This window comes from Paraburkholderia phenazinium (genome assembly GCF_900142845.1).
Taxonomy (GTDB): Bacteria; Pseudomonadota; Gammaproteobacteria; order Burkholderiales; family Burkholderiaceae; genus Paraburkholderia; species Paraburkholderia phenazinium_A.
In genome coordinates, this window is record NZ_FSRU01000003.1 from 516712 (window position 1) to 539297 (window position 22586).

The 22586-nt window shown below is 61.4% G+C and carries 22 protein-coding genes; 10 read left to right on the forward strand and 12 right to left on the reverse strand.

Translation table 11 applies throughout. The features are described from left to right. Positions 1–3 precede the first annotated feature (3 nt). Together BUS12_RS35930 and BUS12_RS35935 are read left to right on the forward strand one after the other, a co-directional pair. The gene (locus BUS12_RS35930) at positions 4–1218 is read left to right on the forward strand and encodes a serine hydrolase domain-containing protein (protein ID WP_074302241.1); all 1215 of its coding nucleotides are present in this window, start codon (positions 4–6) and stop codon (positions 1216–1218) included. Continuing rightward, positions 1211–2434, forward strand: a complete 1224-nt coding sequence (locus BUS12_RS35935; RefSeq protein WP_074302242.1) for an MFS transporter — start codon at positions 1211–1213, stop codon at positions 2432–2434. The genes BUS12_RS35930 and BUS12_RS35935 overlap by 8 nt, the downstream gene beginning before the upstream one ends. Before the next feature lie 248 nt (positions 2435–2682). On the opposite strand, the gene BUS12_RS35940 is transcribed toward BUS12_RS35935, so the two are convergent. Both BUS12_RS35940 and BUS12_RS35945 read right to left on the reverse strand, forming a co-directional pair. After that, the gene (locus tag BUS12_RS35940; RefSeq protein WP_074302243.1) at positions 2683–3138 is read right to left on the reverse strand and encodes a GNAT family N-acetyltransferase; all 456 of its coding nucleotides are present in this window, start codon (positions 3136–3138) and stop codon (positions 2683–2685) included. Positions 3139–3285: 147 nt separating this feature from the next. After that, complete coding sequence (locus tag BUS12_RS35945) at positions 3286–3981, reverse strand: immunity protein Imm33 domain-containing protein (protein WP_074302244.1); 696 nt, start codon at positions 3979–3981, stop codon at positions 3286–3288. 165 nt (positions 3982–4146) lie between these two features. On the opposite strand from BUS12_RS35945, the gene BUS12_RS35950 reads away from it, so the two are divergent. Next, complete coding sequence (locus BUS12_RS35950; protein ID WP_216352749.1) at positions 4147–4800, forward strand: nucleotidyltransferase domain-containing protein; 654 nt, start codon at positions 4147–4149, stop codon at positions 4798–4800. 391 nt (positions 4801–5191) lie between these two features. On the opposite strand, the gene BUS12_RS35955 is transcribed toward BUS12_RS35950, so the two are convergent. From BUS12_RS35955 to BUS12_RS35975, 5 genes are all read right to left on the reverse strand, one after another. Then, positions 5192–5650 carry a hypothetical protein gene (locus tag BUS12_RS35955; protein ID WP_074302246.1) on the reverse strand — a complete coding sequence of 153 codons (459 nt, stop codon included), beginning with the start codon at positions 5648–5650 and terminating at the stop codon, positions 5192–5194. Positions 5651–5804: 154 nt separating this feature from the next. Continuing rightward, complete coding sequence (locus BUS12_RS35960; protein WP_074302247.1) at positions 5805–6257, reverse strand: GNAT family N-acetyltransferase; 453 nt, start codon at positions 6255–6257, stop codon at positions 5805–5807. Between the two features lie 81 nt (positions 6258–6338). Continuing rightward, positions 6339–7577 carry an EAL and HDOD domain-containing protein gene (locus BUS12_RS35965; protein ID WP_143788581.1) on the reverse strand — a complete coding sequence of 413 codons (1239 nt, stop codon included), beginning with the start codon at positions 7575–7577 and terminating at the stop codon, positions 6339–6341. A gap of 163 nt (positions 7578–7740) precedes the next feature. Then, entirely contained in the window at positions 7741–8265 is a 525-nt protein-coding gene (locus BUS12_RS35970; RefSeq protein WP_074302248.1) for a DMT family transporter, read from the reverse strand. A 45-nt stretch (positions 8266–8310) separates the two neighbouring features. Continuing rightward, positions 8311–8712, reverse strand: coding sequence for a hypothetical protein (locus tag BUS12_RS35975; protein ID WP_074302249.1), 402 nt, complete (start codon positions 8710–8712; stop codon positions 8311–8313). Between the two features lie 210 nt (positions 8713–8922). Here BUS12_RS35975 and BUS12_RS35980 point away from each other — a divergent pair, with 210 nt between their 5' ends. The 3 genes from BUS12_RS35980 to BUS12_RS39165 all read left to right on the forward strand — a co-directional run bounded on the left by BUS12_RS35980 (position 8923) and on the right by BUS12_RS39165 (position 10850). Further along, the gene (locus BUS12_RS35980; protein ID WP_074302250.1) at positions 8923–9966 is read left to right on the forward strand and encodes a rod shape-determining protein; all 1044 of its coding nucleotides are present in this window, start codon (positions 8923–8925) and stop codon (positions 9964–9966) included. A gap of 323 nt (positions 9967–10289) precedes the next feature. After that, positions 10290–10541 carry a DUF1488 family protein gene (locus BUS12_RS35990; protein WP_074302252.1) on the forward strand — a complete coding sequence of 84 codons (252 nt, stop codon included), beginning with the start codon at positions 10290–10292 and terminating at the stop codon, positions 10539–10541. Between the two features lie 111 nt (positions 10542–10652). Next, entirely contained in the window at positions 10653–10850 is a 198-nt protein-coding gene (locus BUS12_RS39165) for a hypothetical protein (protein ID WP_074302253.1), read from the forward strand. A 100-nt stretch (positions 10851–10950) separates the two neighbouring features. On the opposite strand, the gene BUS12_RS36000 is transcribed toward BUS12_RS39165, so the two are convergent. The 4 genes from BUS12_RS36000 to BUS12_RS36015 all read right to left on the reverse strand — a co-directional run bounded on the left by BUS12_RS36000 (position 10951) and on the right by BUS12_RS36015 (position 16667). Then, positions 10951–11355, reverse strand: a complete 405-nt coding sequence (locus BUS12_RS36000; protein ID WP_367117702.1) for a GFA family protein — start codon at positions 11353–11355, stop codon at positions 10951–10953. An 87-nt stretch (positions 11356–11442) separates the two neighbouring features. After that, on the reverse strand, positions 11443–12705 hold the full coding sequence (locus BUS12_RS36005) for a multidrug effflux MFS transporter (protein WP_074302254.1): 1263 nt from the start codon (positions 12703–12705) through the stop codon (positions 11443–11445). Between the two features lie 251 nt (positions 12706–12956). Then, the gene (pepN, locus tag BUS12_RS36010; protein WP_074302255.1) at positions 12957–15668 is read right to left on the reverse strand and encodes an aminopeptidase N; all 2712 of its coding nucleotides are present in this window, start codon (positions 15666–15668) and stop codon (positions 12957–12959) included. A gap of 234 nt (positions 15669–15902) precedes the next feature. Next, the gene (locus BUS12_RS36015) at positions 15903–16667 is read right to left on the reverse strand and encodes an SDR family oxidoreductase (protein ID WP_074302256.1); all 765 of its coding nucleotides are present in this window, start codon (positions 16665–16667) and stop codon (positions 15903–15905) included. A gap of 139 nt (positions 16668–16806) precedes the next feature. On the opposite strand from BUS12_RS36015, the gene BUS12_RS36020 reads away from it, so the two are divergent. The 4 genes from BUS12_RS36020 to BUS12_RS36035 all read left to right on the forward strand — a co-directional run bounded on the left by BUS12_RS36020 (position 16807) and on the right by BUS12_RS36035 (position 20776). Beyond that, positions 16807–17721: a LysR family transcriptional regulator gene (locus BUS12_RS36020; protein WP_074302257.1), complete on the forward strand. Its 915-nt coding sequence runs from the start codon at positions 16807–16809 to the stop codon at positions 17719–17721. A 163-nt stretch (positions 17722–17884) separates the two neighbouring features. Beyond that, positions 17885–18625, forward strand: a complete 741-nt coding sequence (locus tag BUS12_RS36025; RefSeq protein WP_074302258.1) for an ATP-binding cassette domain-containing protein — start codon at positions 17885–17887, stop codon at positions 18623–18625. 11 nt (positions 18626–18636) lie between these two features. After that, entirely contained in the window at positions 18637–19677 is a 1041-nt protein-coding gene (locus BUS12_RS36030; protein WP_083640832.1) for an ABC transporter permease, read from the forward strand. A 1-nt stretch (position 19678) separates the two neighbouring features. Continuing rightward, positions 19679–20776 carry a sugar-binding protein gene (locus tag BUS12_RS36035; RefSeq protein WP_253190306.1) on the forward strand — a complete coding sequence of 366 codons (1098 nt, stop codon included), beginning with the start codon at positions 19679–19681 and terminating at the stop codon, positions 20774–20776. Between the two features lie 69 nt (positions 20777–20845). Here BUS12_RS36035 and BUS12_RS36040 read toward each other — a convergent pair whose 3' ends face one another. Further along, entirely contained in the window at positions 20846–22363 is a 1518-nt protein-coding gene (locus BUS12_RS36040) for an aminotransferase-like domain-containing protein (RefSeq protein ID WP_083640859.1), read from the reverse strand. Between the last annotated feature and the right edge of the window lie 223 nt (positions 22364–22586).

A 22586-nucleotide genomic window follows, 5' to 3' on the forward strand; every position in this document is an offset into this window, starting at 1 on the left:
GGCATGTCGGGGCAATCCTTATCAGCCGGCTTGAACGCAGACACGCGCGCGTTGCACCAGCGCGTCAATGCAGCCATCGATGCCGCGCTCGACGAACGGCGGCTGGTCGGTACGGTCGTTCTCATCGCGAAGCGGGGCGAATCTGTCTACCGGCGTGCAGCCGGCCTCGCGGATCGTGAGCGCGCACAGCCGATGCGCGAGGACACAATGTTCCGGCTGGCGTCGGTCAGCAAACCGATCGTATCGACGGCGGCGATGGTGCTGGTCGCGCAATCGCGGCTCAGACTCGACGACGACGTCACACGCTGGCTTGCCAATTTCCGTCCGCGTCTACCGGACGGCCGTGCTGCGCGGATCAGCGTGCGTCAGTTGCTGTCGCATACGGCCGGTCTTGGCTACCGATTTCTCGAGACGGACGAATCGGGACCGTATGCGCAAGCCGGTGTCTCCGACGGGATGGATTCGTCCGGGCTTTCGCTCGAAGACAATGTGCGCCGGATTGCAAGCCTGCCGCTGTCTTACGAGCCCGGCACCGCATGGGCCTACTCGCTGTCGATCGACGTGCTCGGGCTGTTGATCGAACGAGTGACCGGCGCGTCCCTTCAGGACGCGGTTCAGGCACTCGTCACGACGCCGCTCGCCATGGCCGACACTGCCTTCTATGCAACCGATCCACTACGGCTCTGCACACCGTATGTGAGCGACACGCCAACGCCGCACCGGATGCGCGACTCGGAAGTCGTCCCAGTGTTCGACGGCACGTCAGGGATTCGCTTCACGCCGTCACGTGCGCTCGATCACGATGCGTTTGCGTCGGGCGGTGCGGGAATGGTTGGCACCGCCGGGGACTTTCTGCGCTTGCTCGACACGCTGCGCAGTGGCGGCGGAGCATTGCTGCCGGCCGCGCTGGTCGATGAGATGGGCACGATCCAGACCGGCGATGCAGGTCCGCCGGATGCGCCAGGATATGGTTTCGGACTGGGTTTCTCGGTGTTGCGCGATCCGCTGCTGGCCCACTCGCCGGAGTCGGTCGGGACATGGCGATGGGGTGGCGCGTATGGCCATTCGTGGTTCGTCGACCGCGCGCGCGGACTGAGCGTGGTAGCGTTCACGAATACACTGTACGAAGGGATGTCGGGCGGGTTCGTTGCCGAGTTGCGCGATGCCGTGTACGGCGCGGCGCGCGTCTCGAACGACGGAGACCACGAGCATGAGTGACGTCGATCTCGCCGCGTGCGACGTCACGTCCGATGCCGTGGGTTCCGGACGGCCGCAGCGTCTGCCGGTTGCGGGCCTGCTTGTGCTCGCGACGTGCGGTTTCATCACCATCCTGACCGAGGTGCTTCCAGCAGGATTGCTGACGCAGATGAGCGGCGATCTCGGCGTCTCCGAAGCGCTGATCGGGCAGTTCATGACGACATATGCTATCGGCTCGTTGCTCGTCGCGATCCCGCTCGCTATCGTCACGCGTCACTGGCGGCGTCGGCCTTTGTTATTGCTGTCAATCGCCGGATTCGTCGTCGTCAATACAATCACCGCGGTCTCGACGCGTTATCCGGTAATACTCGTGGCGCGATTCCTTGCGGGCGTGTCGGCGGGCGTGATCTGGGCCTTGCTGGCCGGTTACGCCGCGCGGATGGCGCCGCCGCATCTTCGAGGACGCGCTATCGCGGTTGCGATGGTCGGGACACCACTTGCATTGTCGATCGGCATTCCCGTCGGCACGTGGCTGGGTGCGTCGGTGGGCTGGCGGATGACGTTCGGCGCGCTGAGCGCGCTGGCTTTGGCGCTGACGATTTGCGTGCGCTGGATCGTGCCGGATTTTGCGGGGCAATCGTCAAGCAAGTCTGGCGGTGTGGTGGCGACGCTGCGTCGACGCGGTCTCAAGACGGTGCTCGTGGCAACCTTTCTCTATGTGCTTGCGCATAACGTGCTCTACACGTATATCGCACCATTCCTCGCGTTGTCGGGCAACGCGAATCGTGTCGATGCAGTGTTGCTGGTATTCGGTTTGACGGCACTCGTGGGGATCGGTGTGGTCGGGTTAATGATCGATTCGCGGCTGAGGCAGTTGCAAATCGCGAGTACGCTTTTGTTCGCCTTTGGAGCGGTCTTGATGGGCGTTGCTGCTTATCAAACCGTTATGGTTTTTGCGGGTGTTGCCATGTGGGGGCTAGCATTTGGCGGCGTGGCAACCGTGTTTCAGACAGCAGCGGCGGAAGCGGCCGGCGAACTGGGTGACATTGCGCAATCGTTGATCGTCACGGTATGGAATCTGGCGATCGCGGGCGGCGGCATACTCGGCGCGATGACGATCACCTCGGTCGGTCCCGGAGCGCTGCCGTGGAGCGCGGCCGGATTGCTCGTGATTACGCTTTCGGTGGTGTTAGGGACTTGGCCGCGGGCGCTACGGCGTGGTAACAGGGGTGCCTGACGCTCGGTAATGTGCCGAATGACGTTCGTCCGGGATGGGAAACGGCCGTGATTGTTCAATCTACGCGCTCGAGTCGAGTGGCTGAAATTGGCCGAACCCCGCCCGATGCTGACTGGATCACCGATCCACCGGAGGCTGCCTGGTGTCGGGCTCAATTCGACCCGCAAGAGCCGGTCGCAACTCCAAAGAGGGGACACTCACTCAGCGCGTCTATGGGAGATGCGACATTGTCGCTTCACGCACTCGGCTCAATGTGACGGCACGATTTCGGCGATTACGTCGTTGTCTTCCTCATCGAAGCCTGACTCAACGAAACCGAAGCTCGCATAAAAATCCTTAGCGACCGGGTTGTCCGTCTTGTAGCAAATTTCGATGCGATCGACCCGGAGATTCTGCCTGATTTCGTCCAAGGCAAGTTGCAGTGCTTGGCGGCCGACCCCGTTTCCTTGATGGCGATGATCGATCATAAATCGAAATATTTTATAGTCATGAGGTTTGCCATCTTCTGTCAACGGCGCATACATCAAGAAACCTACCAACTCCTCGCCACTGTAAATTGCCCTGGGTCGAAAATCTGGATAGAAATGTAGTTGTGCCAGAGAGAAGGCATTACTTGCAAGGTATTTCCGCTGACTTTCGAGAAGCTGCAGCGCCCCTACCTTTTCATAATTTTCTCGGGTTACGTCTCTAAGGGTTACGGTCATTTGTAGTGGTATTGACAGAAGGTGGGAGATATCCGTCTTTGCCCTATCAATGCAGGAGGCGGCTTAATTGTCGACGAACTGGGCCTCGATGTCGACCGGCCGAAACTGGCCGCGTCCTGCCCGATGCTCAGCCGGAAATGTGCCGTGTCAGCTGCCGCCTTGAATCATGCGGCGATTCAATTCGCTCAGATATGACCCGGGAATCAGGGAAATCTCTCCGTTCGGACCGCAGACGCGCGTTCGACGATTGTCGATCGAGACTTCCACCATCGGCGGCAACGCGAAAAATTTGATCAGTTCTGGCCTGTCCAACCCCAACTGATATAGCGACGTCGTCAAGAGCCGCGCCGGGTCGCGTAAGCCGGCCGAATCCTCCGTGTCCGTGATAACCCAGCCGGAGCTTACCCCTTCCACCACTTTCCGCTTCAGCGAGACGGAGGCTGCGTGTTTGTAGTTGACGTGGACGACAGCACTTTGCCTTAGCGATGGGAAATGCGGATCGATTGCCGGGGACAGGCTTCTAACTACGTCGTTTTGGTTTCGCAAATGGACGAGCGTACGGTCTACGGAATCGACAAAGTTAACCGGGAAGCTTTTCATATCCGGCTCGGTTAATCGCAACGCTCCTGCCCGGCCTTCCTCGATGCGCACAAGCATCCATCCAATCTGCATGGTCTCACCGATGTTTAGGCGGGTGCCAGATGCGATGTAACTCTCGATAAACCCAAGGAGCCAGGTAATGTCTACTTTGGGAATCGCGGGATTTGACACGCGAATCTCGCATTCCGGATGATCGAAGCGCTTACAGCCGGTTGTCGAATGTATTGTTGCCACGGTGTCCATCAAACTATTGTTTTCGGCCAATCAAACGGTTAAGAATTGCACAGGTCCGAAGTCGATTGTTGACGAACTACGCCGCTATGTCCAACGTCCCTTCATGGCTGGTCGCTGTCTCATGCGACGGGCATAAGCGGCCTGCATTTGTGAACTGTGCGCGCCGATTATATTGTGAAAAAATCCGAAGCTCCGAAGCAAACGAGGTCGCTCGAAACGATGAACACTCAAGTGGACATACCGGACCAAGAAGCATGGAATGCGTGGCAACCGGCCGAACTGGCTCAACGGTTGAGCGATATCAGTTTGCCTTGGTGCGTCGCGGGTGGATGGGCACTCGATCTTTGGCACGGTGCCCAGACTCGCGAACATAGCGATCTGGAATTCACAATATTGCGAGAGAATTTCAGCAGCTTTCGTCGGACGTTCAGTGATTTGGAGTTCTACACTGCCCACGCTGGCGTAGTCGCAAGTCTGCCGGCAGATCGGGATCCGCCGACCGAGGTCATGCAATTTTGGGGTTTTGACCGCGCTGCAGAATGCTGGCGGATCGATATGATGATCGAGCCGGGAACTAACGAATTCTGGGCCTACAAGAGAGATCCATCGTTCAAGCGACCGCGCGCCGAAATGGTGATGAGAACCGCTGACGACATCCCCTATCTGAACCCGTCCGCTGTGCTTCTGTTCAAGGCTAGGGATCAGCGCCCAAAAGACCAGCAAGATTTCGAGAGAGCGTTGCCCCACCTGCCGGTTATCGAACGCGCCTGGCTGAAAGACTGCCTTGATGCCCTCCACCCCGGAAATGAATGGGCGCGAGCGCTGTAGATCGCTACTTATTAACCTCGCGGGATAGAGGTGTCGACGATTCCTGGAGCAGTGTCGAATGCCCCTTCATGGCCGGACTGAGGCCGACAACAACCGGCTCCGTGCGCCCCACATCCGCCTAGCGTCTTTCCTGAAGCAGTCGTTAAAAGATGATTAGGATCACGATCTATGGATGGCGTTCTTCGAGGACCCGGATAGGCACACTCTAGCGCCAATGCATGAAGCGCCGAAAGGTTACATTCCGATGATCACCTAAGGTAACGGCGTCTGCCCAAACTTTTATTCATCTAACAAATACAGGACCGTCAACTCAACGGTCCGTATTTGGCCTCCTCGCACGCCACCGCCACGACGCCCGGCCTAGGCAATACATCAGCGCATCTCTGGCGTCTCAGCGTACCGGTTCGATCTTGAAAGCATCGACTGCTACACCAAGGTCCACGCCTTCGCCGCTGCCGCTCAACGCCATCGACGTCGTTCCCTTGGTCAGCACCTGTGCGGTACCGCTACTCCCTGCACCGGCCGAAGCACCGGCCTGCGCATAACTGCCGTACACATCCCTGATGCTGTAGACATGGGTGATATCGCCGTGGCCGCTGACGTGAAACTTGCCGGCCGTCAGGCCACCGCCATGCACGCTGATGGTGACAGCGGCCCTCTGCCCATTATCGCAAGTTACTCTGCCGCGTCCTTCGGCGTGCTGATAAATCGCCGACCATCCGGACATGCTGAAGGTCAGATGGCATTTCACCGGCGCGCCGCCTGCCTGGGCCGGAGTAGCGGTCAAGCCCGTCAGCGCACCCACGCACAGCAATGTGGCGGCAGTCGATACAAGGGTATGCTTGCTCATAGAAGTCTCCTGGCACGTGAAACATGAACATAGGATAACCAGTGTAACCGTCATTCGCAGTGGCCCACCGGTGATGAACGCAGGAACGCAAATGGGATTGCGAACACAAACCGAATATCTGGTCACGCCGGGCGCCGGTAGACACCACCAATGATCAGGCCAGGTGCTTAGCCATAAATACCCGCTTCAGGCCATTCTCCTCGGCGCGGTGCGTCTCGGCATAACCAATGCGAGAGTAAAGCGCGATATTTTCCGTCATGGTCTCGTGGGTGTAGAGCCTGATGACGCGGTAGCCTGCCGCTCTGGCTGAGTACTCGGCGTATTCCAACAGGCTGCGGCCTATTCCTGTTCCCTTGGCGGAAGGTGCTACGGCCACGTTGTCCAGTAGCATCGCATCCTGCTCCGGGATCAGCACAAGAAGGCCTTGTATGGCACCTTCCAGTTCGACAACATAGACCCGGCCCTCGCTGATCAGTACTTCATAGTCGTCCAACATCGGTCCCGGCTGCCGCCCGATACGACTGATATAAGGCGAGTAGGCGTGTCGAACGATCTCCTCGATAGCTTGACGGTCAGCGAGAATGGCGATTCGGGGATGGGGATGCATTGGAATGTTTCCGAAGTAGTCGGCGACTAACAGCAGTTCACCGGAACGAGCGCATGGAATCCAAAACGGCGAGAACCCACATCAATAGCACTCCACAACCTTCCGAACCCCCGCCGGCGAAACCGCCAGCCGTTGAAGTTCCACCCTCGCCGCGTCCACCTCGCCCCGCTCCAGCACTTCCGCAATCGACAGCAATTCGCCGAGCACACCACCACCGCTAAGAATAGCCACCCGGATGGAATCGGAAACAGGTAGCTCCTCGACAAAGCTGCGCAATTCCATGTGATACGCGACATGCAGTAGCGACAGCATACCCGTCAGATAGGCCGTAGCCGCCAGCGAGCGCGATCCGTCCTCCATCGCCTCGATCGCTTCTTCCATGAAAAGCGCCCGTCGTTGCGCAAGCAGCACAAGCGGATCATCCGCGACCGGAAGGCCGTCCCGGTTAACGTAAAGCAGAAGTCCACACCAATGCAAAAGTCTGCGGCTACCCGCGATTGACAACGCTTGCTTCAGCGATGAAATGCGCTCCGTTTTACCGTTCGACTGCTCGCTGCTATTTGCAAGCCGCAACAGTTGAGCAACCAGCAGTGGCGTCTCTCTTAGCGCCCCCGCAATACTACCCAACGCGGCATCGCTGCCGACCAGTTCGACCACGTGAAGAATCGCCTTGACTGGCGGCATCGCGTGCTTGCCTGAAAGAATCTGCGGTTTGGCGAAGTAATAGCCCTGCAGCAGATCACAACCCAGTTGCCGGGCCAGCTCCGCATCCTCAGTACTTTCGATTTTCTTGGCGAGCACGACCTTTCCCGCCCGTTTGAACTGACCGACCAGCTCCGCTAACACCGAACGCTCCACAGACGGCCAGTCGATCTTGACGATGTCGACGGAAGGAAGAAACCCTCGGATCTCGTCAGTCATACCCGTGACGTCGTCCAGCGCTATCTGGAAGCCCGCTCCTCGCAACTCGCTGCAGCGTCGCGAGAGGTTCGATGTCAGTTCGGCAGACTTCCTGATCTCAAGAACGAAGCGTGACGCCGGCAGCACATACGGGTAATCCGAAAACAGAAAATCATGCGCGCAGTTCAGAAAGCAGGCCTTACTGGCGGAAAGCCGTTCGAGACCGATCGAGCCCAATGCGCGTTCTATCAGCGCCGTCGTACTCCGCAGTTCGTCCCCTATCCGTGCCGCTCCCGCGGCCCCGTCCCTGAAAAGCAGTTCGTAAGCGACAACGCGCCCCGCCCGATCCATGACGGGTTGACGTGCCACAAACACGTCGGCATCGCCCGGCGCGACGGGATCAATGGGAATGCTGCTCACGACGACCTCTGAAAGGAAGGCTTGAAGATGGATACGACGACACACCTAGGCTCGAACCTCAAGGCAGGATTGTCGGCGATTCCAGCGTGCCTGTCCAAAGGACACATCGTGGCCGCTCGCTGCTTCATGCGAACGGCATGGATTGCCTGAATCCAGGCCGGGTTTAAGACCGGGCGGCAGTTGTACCCAATGATTGCGCAGTCTCGCGCGCTGCCCGTTGCCTTCCAATCTGCAACATCGCGATACTGGCAAGAATCAAGGCGATGGCGCTCACTTCCAATACACCAACCTTTTCCCCGACGACCCACCCAATCAGTAGCGCAACGGTAGGTGTAATGTAAGTTGAACCCGAGGCCGCAACGGCTCCGAGTTCCTGCAGCAGAAAGTAGTAGAGCAGAAAGGCGGTTCCGGTTCCCAGGATACCCAGTCCGACCACGACGCCGGCTGCCGCCCGCCAATCGTGCAGGATGTGCCCTATCCCGGTGAAGTCTGTGAGTACGGTCAGGATCAGCAGGGCCAGTCCCATCTGCCACGTGACCAACGCCAGCGGCGGAAGGCTGAATGGCGATAGAAAACGGCGGACGTAAACATACGACGTCCCGAGGACGATCGAACCGGCCAGCATCCAGAAGACGTCGGCGAGATCGATGGGGTTGCCTGCACCTTCCCAAGGCCGCGCCGTCAGCACAATGCCGGATCGAAACAGGCGTACTGCGCGAATTCAGAGGACAAGCTAGCCGAAAACCCGTGTCCATGCTGACCGGAGACGTCGCGCGCGGTCCTCGAAGAGATATGACGCAACGAGCGTCAACAGACCCGAAATCAGCCCCGTCACGACGTGCTCCACAAAGGGAAACCGGTAGTGGCTCTTATGCGAGAAGACGTCGCCTGACATCGTCAGCACGCCCATGACCAGCGCGTTGCCGTAGCGGTTTTCGTAGCATTTCGCCGCGGGCGTGAAGGTCAAAAGGATGGCGAGGAGTCCAGTGAAGAGACCCGTCTGAAATGCAATGGTCCAGTGGGCGAGGCTCATGACATTGCCCCAGCTCCCCGGCATGCAACTCATGCACGCGCTGGTCGGCTGCCAGAAACGCTGGACAAACAGCTTGATACGCCGCTTCCATTCGCTTGACACAACGTATCTCCATCTATGCCCTTGCCACGGCTGAAGCCCATACTACACCGCGATGACGCGGCCATCGCTTCGACCGGGACCACAATGGGCGCGTGCACAAGCGGCACAGCGTCTCGCGATTGATGAAACTGTTATTCTGTCTTCTTCCGACTGTCGCATGGTCGCTCCTGGTGGACCAACCGCCTGGCATGAAGCCAGTCAGGATTTTGCATGTTCGGTTTTTTGCGCAGCTATTTCTCAAACGATCTGGCGATCGATCTCGGCACCTCCAACACATTGATCTACATGCGCGGCAAGGGCATTGTGCTCGATGAGCCGTCGGTCGTGTCGATCCGCCAGGAAGGCGGCCCCAATGGCAAGAAAACCATTCTGGCAGTCGGCAAGGAGGCCAAGCAGATGCTTGGCAAGGTGCCCGGCAACATTGAAGCCATCCGCCCGATGAAGGACGGTGTGATCGCCGACTTCAACCTCACCGAGCAGATGATCAAGCAGTTCATCCGCATGGCCCACACGCCGCGCGTTTTCGCGCCCTCGCCGCGCATCATCATCTGCGTGCCGTGCGGATCGACCCAGGTCGAACGGCGTGCCATCAAAGAAGCCGCGCACAGCGCGGGCGCGTCGCAGGTGTTCCTGATCGAGGAACCGATGGCCGCTGCAACCGGCGCCGGCCTGCCCGTCTCCGAGGCGACCGGCTCGATGGTGGTCGATATCGGCGGCGGCACCACCGAAGTCGGCGTGATCTCGCTTGGCGGCATCGTGTACAAAGGTTCGGTGCGCGTCGGCGGCGACCGGTTCGACGAGGCCATCGTCAACTACATCCGCCGCAACTACGGCATGCTGATCGGCGAACAAACCGCCGAAGCGATCAAGAAAGAAATCGGCTCGGCGTTCCCCGGCTCCGAAGTCAAGGAGATGCAGGTGAAGGGGCGCAACATGTCGGAAGGTATACCGCGCAGCTTCACCATCTCCAGCAACGAGATCCTCGAAGCCCTCACCGACCCGCTGAACCAGATCGTATCCGCGGTCAAGATCGCGCTCGAACATACCCCGCCCGAACTGGGCGCCGATATCGCCGAGCACGGCATCACGCTCGCGGGCGGCGGTGCGTTACTGCGCGATCTCGATCGCCTGCTCGCCGAAGAAACCGGTCTACCGGTGTTCGTTGCCGAGGCTCCGCTGACCTGCGTCGTGCGCGGCTCCGGCATGGCGCTCGAGCGCATGGACAAGTTCGGCGGGTTCTTTTCCTACGAATGAGCCTGGCGACGCACCACGCCGGCGCACTATCGAGCCTTTCGGGTAATAAACGACGCCGCCACTCCAAGAAGGGTATACAGTGGGCAAAGGACGGCTCGCGCCTCGCGACCTCCAGCTTCGGGATCAATCATGCAATCAAAGACCAAACCCGCTTCGGCCACTGTCCATAGCGTGAGTTCGTACGCCCACGAACGCCGGACGAATGCCCTTGTTCTCGAGACGGCGGACGCTTTGCGTGCAGAACAGCGCCGCGTGAATGATGCCACTATTGATTCGAACGCCAGTAAGTGGCGTTACTCCGTCACACGCAGGGAAGGCTGATCGTGGCGCTTGAATTCCCCAATCCCAGTCGTAGTTACGATGCCGCAAGACATTGTGTGTGTTTCTGGGGTTACGACAATTCGCGCGAGATCACTTTCCAGATTGACGACGCGATGATCCGAAATCTGCAGCCCGATGCCGGCTCAGACGAGCGTTCGATACTCAGTGCGTTCGACCAGTTCCGCGAGAAGCTCCTCGATATCGCTCGCAAGCGGTATGTAGCCGGCCCACAGAACCGGTATTCCATTTCCTGAGCAACCGTCTCCGGCGATAATTCGCATTCCTGCAGATGGGCGCGGACAAAGCGCGCCACTTCCGCTCGCAGTTCCCGGTCTTCCGGCGCCCCCATAAAGCCGCCGTGGGGCATGGTTTCGAAGATGTGCAACTCGCAGGGAACGCTCGCGCGCAACTGGCCGGCCAACTGGGCCATGGCGGCGCCGTATTGCGCGTCGACGGCGGCTTTGAAGCGCATCCAGCCGTCGATGTCCTCGGGGTGGGGCGGGCTATGCAAGGCGTTCAGCGGCATGCCGTCGGCATTCACCGGGCGGCGCAGCGCGGCCTGAGCCTCCGCGCTGATGCTTTGAGGAAAGCGGATGTCATGGACCAGCTCAGCCTCGGGCAACGCATAGCCGCGCAGCTCAGCTTTAGGACACACATGCAGGGTCAATTCGCCGGCGGCCATTCGGGGTGGCGCGGAATCGGCTCGTCTTCGCAGATCCACGAACGATCGTGCGAAGTCCAGATATGCATAGCAGGCGTGACGCCGGGATCGTCGTCGAGGGTCGGCACTCGCAGAATGACGTGCGGCTGTTCGGGACGTTCGGCAACGAGGTGCGTGCCGCAAACCGAACAGAAGTGCCGCAGCTTGCCCGGAGAAGATTCGAAACTGCGCAACAGGCTCTCGCCGGAGGTCCAGCGAAAGTGCTCTCGCTGCACGCGGGCAGTCGTGGCATATGCACTCGCGTGGGCCTTCTGACACGTCCGGCAGTGGCAATGAGAAATAGCCGTGGACAGCGCGTCTACCTGATAGCCGACCGCCCCGCATAAGCAGCTGCCTTTCATTTCCATCCGCCTCGATCCAGGTTGATCAACCGTTGACCCGTACACCTGCCAAACGAATCGCAGTGCGGGCCGCCGCGGCTTACGCGCCGCTACCTACGCCGCCTCGCCGTTGGGGCACGCGACGGCCTCGGTCTGCAGTTGCGCCAGATGCCGCAGCAGTTTCGTCACCATGCCGACGACCGTGAGCGCGAGGATCACGAAGAACACTGCGAGCGGCGTCAGGACCTGCACCGACACGAAGCCGGCGAGCCCCATCATCGCCGACGACACCAGCAACAGCGCACACCCCAGGATCGCGCTCGTCAGGCCGGCGATATGCGGGAACAGCGAATTGCCCTTGGCCATCAGCGTGGGATACATCGCCCCGGCGCAGAAACCCATGACGAGCACAGGCGTGGCGAGCGTCCAGACGCGCAGGCCGGCCGTGAGCGCGAGCACCAGCATCGCGATCGACGACGCCGCCATCACGCGCGCACCGATCTGCAGCCGCCGCTCGGCGCTCGGCAAACGCGGGCTATGCACGCGATTCGACAGACCGCCCAGGAAGTACATCATCCCGATACCGAGTGCGAGGTAGGCGAAATAGGTCGGTGGCTTGTGCAAGGTGTTCTGCACCATGAACGGCCCGACGATGTTGAACACGAGCAGGATGCTGTAGCACAGCCCCTGCGCGAGAAAGCAGCTCTGGAACACGGGGCTCGAGAGCACTTTGCCGGCGTTGGTCAACAGCGTGCGCGGCGCGAGGTGCACCGGCCGCCGCAGCGTCTCGCGATAGCGCCACACCAGTGCCCACATCACAAGCGAATAGACGAGCAGGAAGACCAGGCAGGACTTCCAGCCGAACAAGGTTTGCAGATGGGCACCGATCACCGGCGCGACAATCGGTGCGAGTCCCCACGCAATCGCCATGTAGGTGAACGCGTGGACCAGCGCCTGACCGGAAAACGAATCGGTGATGATCGCCTTCGCGAGCAGGTTGGTGGCGGCGATACCGAAGCCCTGCAGACAGCGGGCGAGGAGGAACGTCTCAAGATTCGGCGCGGCGAGCGACAGCAGGCAGCCAATCGTAAAGATGACGAGACCGAAAGCCAGTACGGGCTTGCGCCCATGCGCGTCGGCGACGGGTCCGAAGACGAGCTGGCCGATCGCATAGGCCGCCATGTAGCCCGACACGCTCGACTGGATCGCCTGAGGCGAGGTCGCGAAGAAACGCGCCATGGCGGGTAGCGCGGGTACGTAAATGTCGATCGCGAGCTGCCCGGCGGAGGCGAACAGGCAGATCAGGAGCAGCAGAAACCGCGGCGAGTTCGGCTCGCGCGCGGGCATGGCGGCGCGCTCGGGGATGGTGTGGTTCATGACGACATTGAAGAGACGGATTCCAGGGGCGCGACAGGTTACGCTGCGGGCGGCCGCAGCGTATGTCTGGCGCCGTCGTCACGTATTGTGCCTGTTATCGCGCAAATCGACGCGATACCCCTTGTTCCGTGTCCGCTTCCCGAGCGTCGGGCGCCGCCTGATTTGCCATGCTCTGTGCAGGTGCGTGCGCGGAGCGCCATGACGGATGGGTACCGGAACGCCTCGATACCCACCGCCACATCACTCGCCGTTCAACCGAGCGCCTTTTCGACGATCTCGCGTACGGCGCGCGACTTCACCCTCGCCGCGACCTGCTCCAACGCAGCGCGCATTTTCTCGCGCAGCGTGGGCGTGAAGCGATGCCACATTTCGAGCGAACGCGCGAGGCGCGCCGCGACCGCCGGATTCAGCGCATCCAGCGCGATCACCTGCTCGGCCCAGAAAGCGTAGCCGGAGCCATCCGCAGCATGGAACTGGGCCGGATTCGCCGCACAGAAGGTGAAGATCAGGGCATAAACCCGGTTCGGATTTTTCAGCGTGAAAGCCGGATGCGAGCTCAGGTTGCGAACCATGTCGATAGTCGGGCGGCTCGCGCTGCCACGCTGTCTCGCCAGTAGTGCGAACCACTTGTCGATGACGAGCGGCTCGGTCTCGTAGCGTTTGTAGAAATCGGCGAGCACCGGTTCCGCGATCGCGTCACCGCGTGTGGTGGCCGCACTCAACAGCGCCGAGAGTGCCGCTTCGCGATCCGTCATGTTGTTGGCCGCGTCGTACTGGGCACGGGCGAGACGGATGGCGTCCGACGGATCGTCGAGTTCCGCGAGGTACGACAAGGCAAGGTTCTTCAGCGCGCGATGGCCGATTGCCTTCGCCGTGGCTTCATACGCACCGGGCGTGCGGTTCTGCTCGTACGCGGCGAGCCATGCGTTTTTCAACGCGGCGGCGAAGCGCTTGCGCACATACTGGCGCGCCGTATGGATCGCGGCGGGATTCGACTCGGCCATCTGCTCGGCCAGGTAGCCCTCCGACGGCAGCATCAGCACCAGTTCCCGGAACGACGGCGACAACGATTCATCGGCTAGCACGCGGCCAAACGCGTCGACGACGGAATCGTCGAGGCTCAATGCGGTGCCTTCGGCAGCATGCTGGGCGAGCGACAGCAGCTCGCGCGTGATGAGCCGTTGGCCGGCGTCCCAACGGTTGAACGGATCGCTGTCGTGGGCGAGCAGGAAAGCCAGTTCCTCGGTGGTGTAATCGTATTCGACGATCACCGGCGCCGAGAAATCGCGCAGCAGCGACGGCAGCGGTTGCTCGGCGACATCGACGAACGTGAACGTCTGCGTGGCCTCAGTCAGTTCGAGCACGCGCGTGGTGCCCGGCGCAGCGCTCGCCTCGCCTTCGAGCCGCAGCGGCAGATCCTTACCGTCCTTGCCGATCAGGCCAATCGAAAACGGCATCAGCAGCGGTCCTTTCTGCGTCTCGCGCGCGGCGGCGAGGCTTTCACCGTAGCTTTGCGTGAGCGTCACGCGGTAGCTGCGCTGCGCGGCGTCGTACGCGGTCTTGACGGCTACGCGCGGCGTGCCCGCCTGGCTATACCAGCGCTCGAACTGCGCGAGGTCGCGCCCGTTGGCATCCGACATGGCATGCCGGAAGTCGTCGCACGTCACCGCCTGGCCGTCGTGCCGCTTGAAGTACAGGTCCATGCCCTTGCGGAAGCCGTCGCGGCCGAACAGCGTCTGATACATCCGCACGACTTCCGCGCCGTTGTTGTACACGGTGGTCGTATAGAAGTTGTTGATCTCGACATAGCTCTCCGGGCGCACCGGATGCGCCATCGGGCCCGCGGCTTCCGCGAACTGCGCCTGCTGCAGCGTGCGGACGTTCGCGATCCGCTTGGTGGCGCGTGCCGCGTCGGCGGATGCATTTGCTTCGTCGCCAGCGGCCATGTCGGCGGAGAATTCCTGATCGCGGAACTTGGTCAGGCCTTCCTTCAGGCTCAGCTGGAACCAGTCGCGGCAGGTGACGCGGTTGCCGGTCCAGTTGTGGAAATACTCGTGACCCACCACCGCTTCGATGTTGGCGAAGTCGGTATCCGTTGCCGTTTCCGGGTTGGCCAGCAGGTACCGCGAACTGAAGATGTTGAGCCCTTTGTTCTCCATCGCACCCATGGTGAAGTCGCTCACGGCGACGATCATGAAGCGGTCCAGATCCAGCTCGAGGCCATAGCGCGCTTCGTCCCAGCGGATCGAATGGATCAGCGAATCCATGGCGTGACGGGTCTTGTCCAGGTCGTGCGGTTCGACCCACACCTGCAGCAGCTTTTCCTTGCCGGAGGCGCTCTTCACGCGCTCCTCGATGCATTCCAGCTTACCCGCGACCAGTGCGAACAGGTAGCTAGGTTTCCTGAACGGATCGTCCCAGCGGGCGAAGTGCCGGCCGTCGGGCAGGTCGCCTTCTTCGAGCAGATTGCCGTTCGACAGCAGCACCGGATATGCGGCCTTGTCGGCGCGCAGCGTGACCGTGTAAGTGGACATCACGTCCGGGCGGTCGAGGAAATAGGTGATGCGCCGGAAGCCCTCGGCTTCGCACTGGGTGAAGAAGTGGCCGCCGGACACATATAGCCCGGAGAGCGTGGTGTTTTCAGCAGGGTGGCAGAGGCTTTCGAGCGTCAGCTCAAACGCGTCCGGCACCTGGTCGATGCTGAGGCCGGACTCGTGCACGTGCACCGCGGTATGCGGCTTACCGTCCAGCGTCGCGGAGACAAACTGGATCTGTTCGCCCATCAGATCGAAACGCGCGGCATGCACCGCGTGAGGATTGCGGCGCACTCGCATCGTGTTGCGCACCCGCGTGCGTTCAGATGCAAGGTCGAATTCAAGCGCGACCGTCTCGATGAGGAACGCGGGTGGCGCATAGTCGGCGCGATGAACGACAGCAGGTGTCGCGATGTCTGAATCAGCCATGATGTCTCACTTGAAAGGTCTGTAGGCGTTGACGAGTGCCGGCATCATGCGAGAAAAACAGGAAATTGAAAACGGATAGGATTGGTCTTTCAGATTTCCTCTTTTATGGTCTGGAATGCGAGGCATGTCCAAAGCGTTCGGCGGAGTAGTTTCAAGCGTGGCGCAAAAACCGAATATGGCGATGCCCGGCATCGCGTTGTCGACGACGCTAATGCTGGGCACCGCCAACGAAGCTTACGTACGCGTAATCGATGCGCCGCCATCGACCAACGAGGCGGTACCGGTCACGAAGGACGAATCATCGGACGCGAGATAAAGCACCGAGCGAGCGAGTTCTTCGGGGCGTGCGACCCGCTTGAGCGCATGCAATCCGGTCACGAAGGCCTGCGACTCGGCGGTATCGTTCATGTCGCGATACATCGGTGTGTCCACAGCGCCAGGCAAAATGGCATTCACGCGCACGCCTTGCGGTCCATACTCGGCAGCCAGCGCCTGCGTCAATCCAATCAACCCAGCCTTACTCGCAGCGTAGGCCGCGGTCCCTGGGAACGCGAATGAGTAGCCGACGAACGTTGACGTGAAGATGATCGATCCACCCCCTTGCTTCACCAGTTCGGGGATCTGGTGCTTCGCACCTAAAAAGGCGCTCGTCAGATTGGTCGCCAATGCGGCCGACCAGCCTTCTTCCGACACGCCCGTGCTCGGCCCCATTTCGCCCAAGGTGCCGGCGTTGTTATAGGCGATATCGAGGCGGCCGAAGCGGCTCACCGCGAGCGCGACCAGCGCTTTCGCGAACGCTTCCGACTGCACGTCGCCCGCGAGAAGCGCGACCTCGCCGCCTTCGCTGACGATCTCGGCAGCGAGCGTTTCAAGTTCGGCTTCGCGCCGCGCTGCAATGACGACTTTTGCGCCTTCCGCCGCGAACAGCTTTGCGGTGGCACGGCCAATTCCCGCACTGGCGCCGGTCACGATGGCGACTTTTCCTGTCAGGCGTTCCATGTTGAATCTCCTGCTGCTGTTGGTTGGCCGGTGCCCAATGCCCCGGTCCATGGGAAGCAATATAGGCTTCAGCCGCAGAGGCAGAAAGGCGCAAAACATGGGTATATCATTCAGCAATTGTGAACGATCGGGGAAGCACATGGATCGGCTGCGCGCTTATGAAGTCTTCGTGACCGTGGTGAACCGCAGCAGCTTCACGCGCGCCGCCGATGCGCTCGACACGTCGCCCGCCAACGTGACCCGCTACGTCAATGAGTTGGAAGCGCACCTCGGCACACGCCTGCTGAATCGCACTTCACGCAGGCTTTCTCTCACCGAAAGCGGCGAGACCCTTTTTGCCCGCTGCAAGGCGATCCTCGACGACGTCGCCGAAACCGAGGGCCTGGTGTCATCTGCATCCGTCAAACCCCGCGGACGGCTTCGCATCAATGCTCCTGTAAGCTTTGGCATTCTGTATCTGGCGCCTCTATGGCCCGAGTTCATGCGGAGATATCCCCATGTGGAACTCGACGTTGCACTGATCGACCGCGTTGTCGATATCGTCGATGAAGGCTATGACCTCGCCATTCGCATCTCACACGCCGGCTCGACCCATCACGCGGCTCGCAAGCTGGCGACATCGAGAAACATCCTGTGCGCGTCACCGGCCTATCTCGCGCGCTGCGGATATCCGGCGGCAACATCGGACCTGATCGGGCATCGATGCATCGGCTACTCGTACGCGGCCACCGGCGACGAGTGGCAACTGATCGATAGCGAGAACACGGTTCACCCCGTGAAAGTCAACTGTCACATGCACACCAACAATGGCGATACGGCGCGCGCTGCGGCGCTCGCCGGGGAAGGCGTAATCTGGCAACCCACCTTTCTGGTCGGCAAGGACCTGCGCGCCGGCAAGCTCGTTCGGGTCCTACCTGAGTATCGCTTGCCCGACATCGACGTGCTCGCGTTGTACCCGAGTCGCCGGCACCTGAGTGCCAAGATACGTGTGGCGATTGATTTCCTCGTCGAGGCGTTCGGTGAGCTGCCGCCGTGGGATCGGGCGGATACATGAGGTTGTCCGAGGCTTCGATCCCGGCCCGCAGGTAAACCCGATAAGCGCCGGAACCCTGCTTGCCAAACAGCGCCCGTGTGCTATAAAAAAATGCTAGTTAGCACATCTACCGGTCGCTCGGCCGCAGCAACGGGCGGCTCTACGGGAGCGAGCGCGACATTCCATGAGTCTTCTGGAGCTCAGAGACGTTTCCAAGCACTTCGGCGCCATTCGCGCCCTGAACGACGTCACGTTCAGTCTGGAGCCGGGCCAGGTGGTCGGGCTCATGGGAGACAACGGCGCCGGTAAATCGACCCTGGTGAAGGTCATCGCCGGTAACTTTCCGCCCTCGCACGGCGAAATCCTCATCGACGGCAAGCCGGTGCATTTCAACAAGCCGGTCGACGCCCGCGCCCGGGGAATCGAAGTCGTCTATCAGGACCTCGCACTTTGCGACAACCTGACGGCAGCCGCCAATGTGTTTCTCGGCCGCGAGCCACGGCTCGGTTTCTGGCCCATCCGCATTCTCGATCACGCCACCATGTACCGCCGCGCCGGCGAGCTCTTCAAGGAACTGAAATCGGAGACGCGTCCGCTCGATCTGGTGCGGCAGATGTCGGGGGGGCAGCGGCAAGCGGTGGCGATCGCGCGCACGCGCCTCTCCGAAGCGCGGCTCGTCATCATGGACGAGCCGACGGCCGCGATCAGCGTGCGCCAGGTGGCGGAGGTGCTCGAACTCATCAAGCGGCTGTCCGAACATGGCATCGCGGTCATTCTCATCAGCCACCGCATGCCGGACGTCTTCGCCGTCGCCCAGCGCGTGGTCGTCATGCGGCGCGGGCGCAAGGTGGCGGACAAGCAGACCGAAGCGTCCTCGCCGGAAGAAGTGACCGGCCTCATCACCGGAGCCATCGCCACCGCCTGAAGCCGACTCGCATGGGAGTCCCGAACGTGAACGATCCGCAGGAAAGGCCCACGCCCATCGCCGCATTGATGGACGATCCGCAAGCCACGAAGACCCACACCCGCTGGACGGGTCTGCTCGCGAGCCAGGTGTTCTGGGTAGTGCTGGCCACGATCGTCGCCTGCGTCGTGCTGTCGTTCGTCACCTCGACCTTCGCGACGCCGCAGAACCTCTTCAACGTCACGCGCAACTTCGCTTTCGTCGCCATCGTCGCGCTCGGCATGATGGCGGTAATCGTGACGGGCGGCATCGATATTTCGGTCGGTTCGACGATTGGCCTCTCGGGCATCGTTCTCTCGGTGGTGATGAATGCCGGCTATCCGATCTGGGCCGGCATCGGCATGGGCCTCCTGACCGCCGGGATTGTCGGCCTCGTGAACGGTCTGCTGATCGCCTATCTCGACATGCAGCCGTTCGTCGTGACGCTCGGCATGCTGAGCGTCGGCCGCAGTCTCGCGCTGGTGTTCTCGGGCAGCCGGACCATTTTCGATTTCGGCCCCGACGGCAGCAAGCTGCTTGCGCTCGGCGGCGGCAAGACATTCGGCCTCGCCAATCCCGTGTGGTTCCTCCTCGTCCTCGCCGTGCTGTTCTGGTTCGTGTTCGCCTGGACACGCTGGGGCCGCTACGTCTTCGCGATCGGCGGCAACCGTCATGCGGCCAGACTCACGGGTGTGCCGGTGCGCCGCATTATCTGCTCCGTCTATATCCTCGCCGGCCTGATGGCGGGCGTCGCGGCGATTCTCGAAGTCGGCTGGCTCGGCGCGGTGACGACCGGCCTCGGCACCGGCGACGAATTGCGCGTGATCGCTGCGACCGTGATCGGCGGCACCAATCTGATGGGCGGCGTCGGCAGCGCCTTCGGGACCGTGGTCGGCGCCGCACTCATCGAAGTGATCCGCAACAGCCTGATCCTGCTCGGCGTCGACTCGTTCTGGCAGGGCACGGTCGTGGGAGCTTTCATCATCGTCGCCGTGCTGTTTAACCGGCTCGGCGGCGAGCGGCAAGGAGATTGAAATGTCTTTGGGCGCAACGGCCGCGCGACGACCGTTGCCCGAGGGGCGGCCGGATAACGAGGCACTGCCGGACGCCGGGATTCACAAGATCACACAGGAGACGACCATGAAGAAAGTATTGATGTGTCTGGCTGCGATCGGAGGGCTCGCGCTAGCGGCCTCCTCCGTCTTCGCAGCCGATAAGACCCTGGCGCTGGTGGTGAAGGGGCTCGACAACCCCTACTTCGACCTCATGCATCAGGGCTGCGAGCGGGCCAACAAGGAACTCCACAAGGAAGGCTATACCTGCTACTACACGGGCCCGGCAACGGCCGCGGACGAAAGCGCCGAAGTGCAGATCATCGACGACCTGCTGACCAAGGGCGTGGCGGCCATGGCGATCTCGCCCGCCAACGCGCCGGCTGTGGCCGAGGTGTTGCGGCGCCGCAATGTGCCGATCCCGGTCATCACCGCGGATGCGGATCTGTTGCCGAAAGACGCGTCGCTGCGCAAGAGCTACGTCGGCACCGACAATTACGAACTGGGCGTCAAGCTCGGCGAGCAGTTGAAGGCGCTGATGCCGAAGGGCGGCAATATCTGCCTCGTGATGGGCAATCCCGCGGCGGAGAACATCAACCAGCGCGCCCAGGGGACGCGCGACGTTCTCTCCGGCAAGAAGGGCATCGCCAAGCTCGCCGGCGAAAACGGCTGGCAGGAGATCAGCGCCTGCCCGCTCTACGTGAACGACGACGCCGCCAAAGCGAACCAGATGATGCAGGACACGCTGACCGCCAACGCCACCGGTCTCGATGCCTTCGTGCTGGAAGGCGGCTGGCCGCTGTTTGCGCCGCAGGCCTATTCGCAGGTCGTCGCGCCGATCATGGACAAGATCAACAGCGGCAAGTTCGTGATCGTCTCGGCCGATACGCTCGGACCGGAACTGCAGGCCCTCAAGGATCACAAGGTCAATGTGCTGGTTGGGCAGCGGCCGGAGGAAATGGGTTATCAGGCGGCGATGGTCATGCGTGACCTCGCGGAAGGCAAGACGGTGAAGCCGGTCATCCACACCGGGCTCGATACCTGCACCTGGAAGAATGCGGATACCTGCCTCAAGCATTGAGGTGCGGCGTGGCCCGTTGCGACGCTGGATGCGGCGGGCCACGCTGGGCCGAGGCGGCGATCTCGGATATCAAGAACGATGCGAGGCGGGACTGCTACATGACACGTCCTCGACCACGTCGCTATCCGCCCTTTGAGCAACGACCGCGACCTTCCTGCGCGCCTCGCGCTTCAGCGTGGCGGTCAGCTTGCCGAGCGTGACCAGCGCCTTCTCGATCGACGCCGACCACGCGTAGCTGTAGTTCAGGCGGATAAAGTTGCCGTAGGCGTTGGACGTCGAGAACATATATCCCGGCCCCACCGTGATCCGTCTTTCGAGCGCGAGTTCGTACAGCCTGAGCGAGTCGACCTCCGGCGGCAGTTCGACCCATAGCACGTAGCCGCCCATCGGACTCGAGGTCCGGGTGCCCGCCGGAAAGCATCGTTCGATCGTGCCGCGCATCAGATTCGCGTTCTGCTGATACACCTTGCGCAAGCGGCGCAGGTGATGCTCGTAGCGGTCGTTCTTCAGATACTCGGCGATGGCCTGCTGCGGAATCGTCGGCGTGGTCAGCGTATTGAGGAATTTCAGCTTCTCCACCTGGTCGCGATAACGCCCTGGAATGGCCCAGCCAATCCGGTGCCCGGTAGACAGGCTTTTCGAAAACGACGAGCAATGCAACACGAGTCCGTTCTTGTCGAGAGCCTTGAGCGAGCCGGGATGGACCTCGCCGAAGTAGAGCTCGTGATACACGTCGTTTTCGATGATCGGCACGTCGTGATGCGCGAGCAGATCCACGAGCCGCTGCTTGTTCGCATCGGACATGCGAAAGCCCAGCGGGTTCTGGAAATTCGGCATCACCATGCACGCGGCAATCGGCTCGCGCGCGATTATCCGTTCGAGCGCATCGAGGTCCATGCCTTCGTCGGGATGCGTCTCCACCTCGATGGCGCGCATGCCCATCCGCTCGATCGCATGCAGCATCGCGTAGAACGTGGGCGACTCCACCGCGATCGTGTCACCCGGTTTTGCCACCGCCTGCAGGCACAGATTGATCGCTTCCGTCGCGCCGATGGTCACGATGATCTCGTTCGGGTCGACCGGCTGGCCGTTCTCCAGATAACGTCGCGCGATCTGCCTGATCAGTTCCGGATTGCCCGGCGGCAACTCGTCCGCTGTCCCGCAGGGCGGATCGCGACGCGCAGCGGAATAGCCGTAGGCATTGATCTTCTGGACCGGGAACAGCGACGGGTCAGGATAGGGCGAGCCCAACGGTATCGCATCGTCGCCGCGAATCGAGCGCAGCGTGGAGAGGACGAGACGGCTGACGTCCACCTGTGCCGACACGGCAATCGGTTGCGACGCCCGCAATTCGCGCGCAGCGGGCGGGCCCGGCAGGCGGCCCGCCTGCACGAAATAGCCCGACTTCGGGCGGCTCTGGATCACGCCCTTGCTTTCAAGCAGGAGGTAGGCGTGCAGCACCGTCTTGATGCTCAGACGATGCTGCTGACTGGTCTGCCTGACCGATGGAATGCGTTCGCCGGGAAGGAAAACGCCGCTACGCACCTGATCTTCGATTCGGCTAGCCAGCGCCTCATACAACTTCACGGCCTTCACGTTCGCCTTGGCTTGTTCGGCGTGCCTGGTGTTCAACATGGGCGGAATTCAATTTCGGTCGGGGACACATCCCGCGCAGCATCATGGAGGGCCAAAACCGTAATATACCATCGGATATAACGGTGAGTGTTTTGCAGGCCCGCTTTGCATGGGCCGCTGCATGGGCCGCTGCATGGGCCTTTACACGCCGGCAGCGTGGCGTCACGCGCCTTGC

What these genes read in the sequence shown, in the direction of transcription:
- BUS12_RS35935 (WP_074302242.1), top strand. Translation starts at nt 1,211, where the DNA reads ATGAGTGACGTCGATCTCGCCGCGTGCGACGTCACGTCCGATGCCGTG.
- BUS12_RS35940 (WP_074302243.1), bottom strand. Translation starts at nt 3,138, where the DNA reads ATGACCGTAACCCTTAGAGACGTAACCCGAGAAAATTATGAAAAGGTA.
- BUS12_RS36015 (WP_074302256.1), bottom strand. Translation starts at nt 16,667, where the DNA reads ATGGAACGCCTGACAGGAAAAGTCGCCATCGTGACCGGCGCCAGTGCG.
- BUS12_RS36020 (WP_074302257.1), top strand. Translation starts at nt 16,807, where the DNA reads ATGGATCGGCTGCGCGCTTATGAAGTCTTCGTGACCGTGGTGAACCGC.
- BUS12_RS35955 (WP_074302246.1), bottom strand. Translation starts at nt 5,650, where the DNA reads ATGAGCAAGCATACCCTTGTATCGACTGCCGCCACATTGCTGTGCGTG.
- BUS12_RS35930 (WP_074302241.1), top strand. Translation starts at nt 4, where the DNA reads ATGTCGGGGCAATCCTTATCAGCCGGCTTGAACGCAGACACGCGCGCG.
- BUS12_RS36030 (WP_083640832.1), top strand. Translation starts at nt 18,637, where the DNA reads ATGGGAGTCCCGAACGTGAACGATCCGCAGGAAAGGCCCACGCCCATC.
- BUS12_RS35945 (WP_074302244.1), bottom strand. Translation starts at nt 3,981, where the DNA reads ATGGACACCGTGGCAACAATACATTCGACAACCGGCTGTAAGCGCTTC.
- BUS12_RS35960 (WP_074302247.1), bottom strand. Translation starts at nt 6,257, where the DNA reads ATGCATCCCCATCCCCGAATCGCCATTCTCGCTGACCGTCAAGCTATC.
- BUS12_RS36005 (WP_074302254.1), bottom strand. Translation starts at nt 12,705, where the DNA reads ATGAACCACACCATCCCCGAGCGCGCCGCCATGCCCGCGCGCGAGCCG.
- BUS12_RS39165 (WP_074302253.1), top strand. Translation starts at nt 10,653, where the DNA reads ATGGTTTCGAAGATGTGCAACTCGCAGGGAACGCTCGCGCGCAACTGG.
- BUS12_RS36035 (WP_253190306.1), top strand. Translation starts at nt 19,679, where the DNA reads ATGTCTTTGGGCGCAACGGCCGCGCGACGACCGTTGCCCGAGGGGCGG.
- BUS12_RS36025 (WP_074302258.1), top strand. Translation starts at nt 17,885, where the DNA reads ATGAGTCTTCTGGAGCTCAGAGACGTTTCCAAGCACTTCGGCGCCATT.
- pepN (WP_074302255.1), bottom strand. Translation starts at nt 15,668, where the DNA reads ATGGCTGATTCAGACATCGCGACACCTGCTGTCGTTCATCGCGCCGAC.
- BUS12_RS36000 (WP_367117702.1), bottom strand. Translation starts at nt 11,355, where the DNA reads ATGGAAATGAAAGGCAGCTGCTTATGCGGGGCGGTCGGCTATCAGGTA.
- BUS12_RS35980 (WP_074302250.1), top strand. Translation starts at nt 8,923, where the DNA reads ATGTTCGGTTTTTTGCGCAGCTATTTCTCAAACGATCTGGCGATCGAT.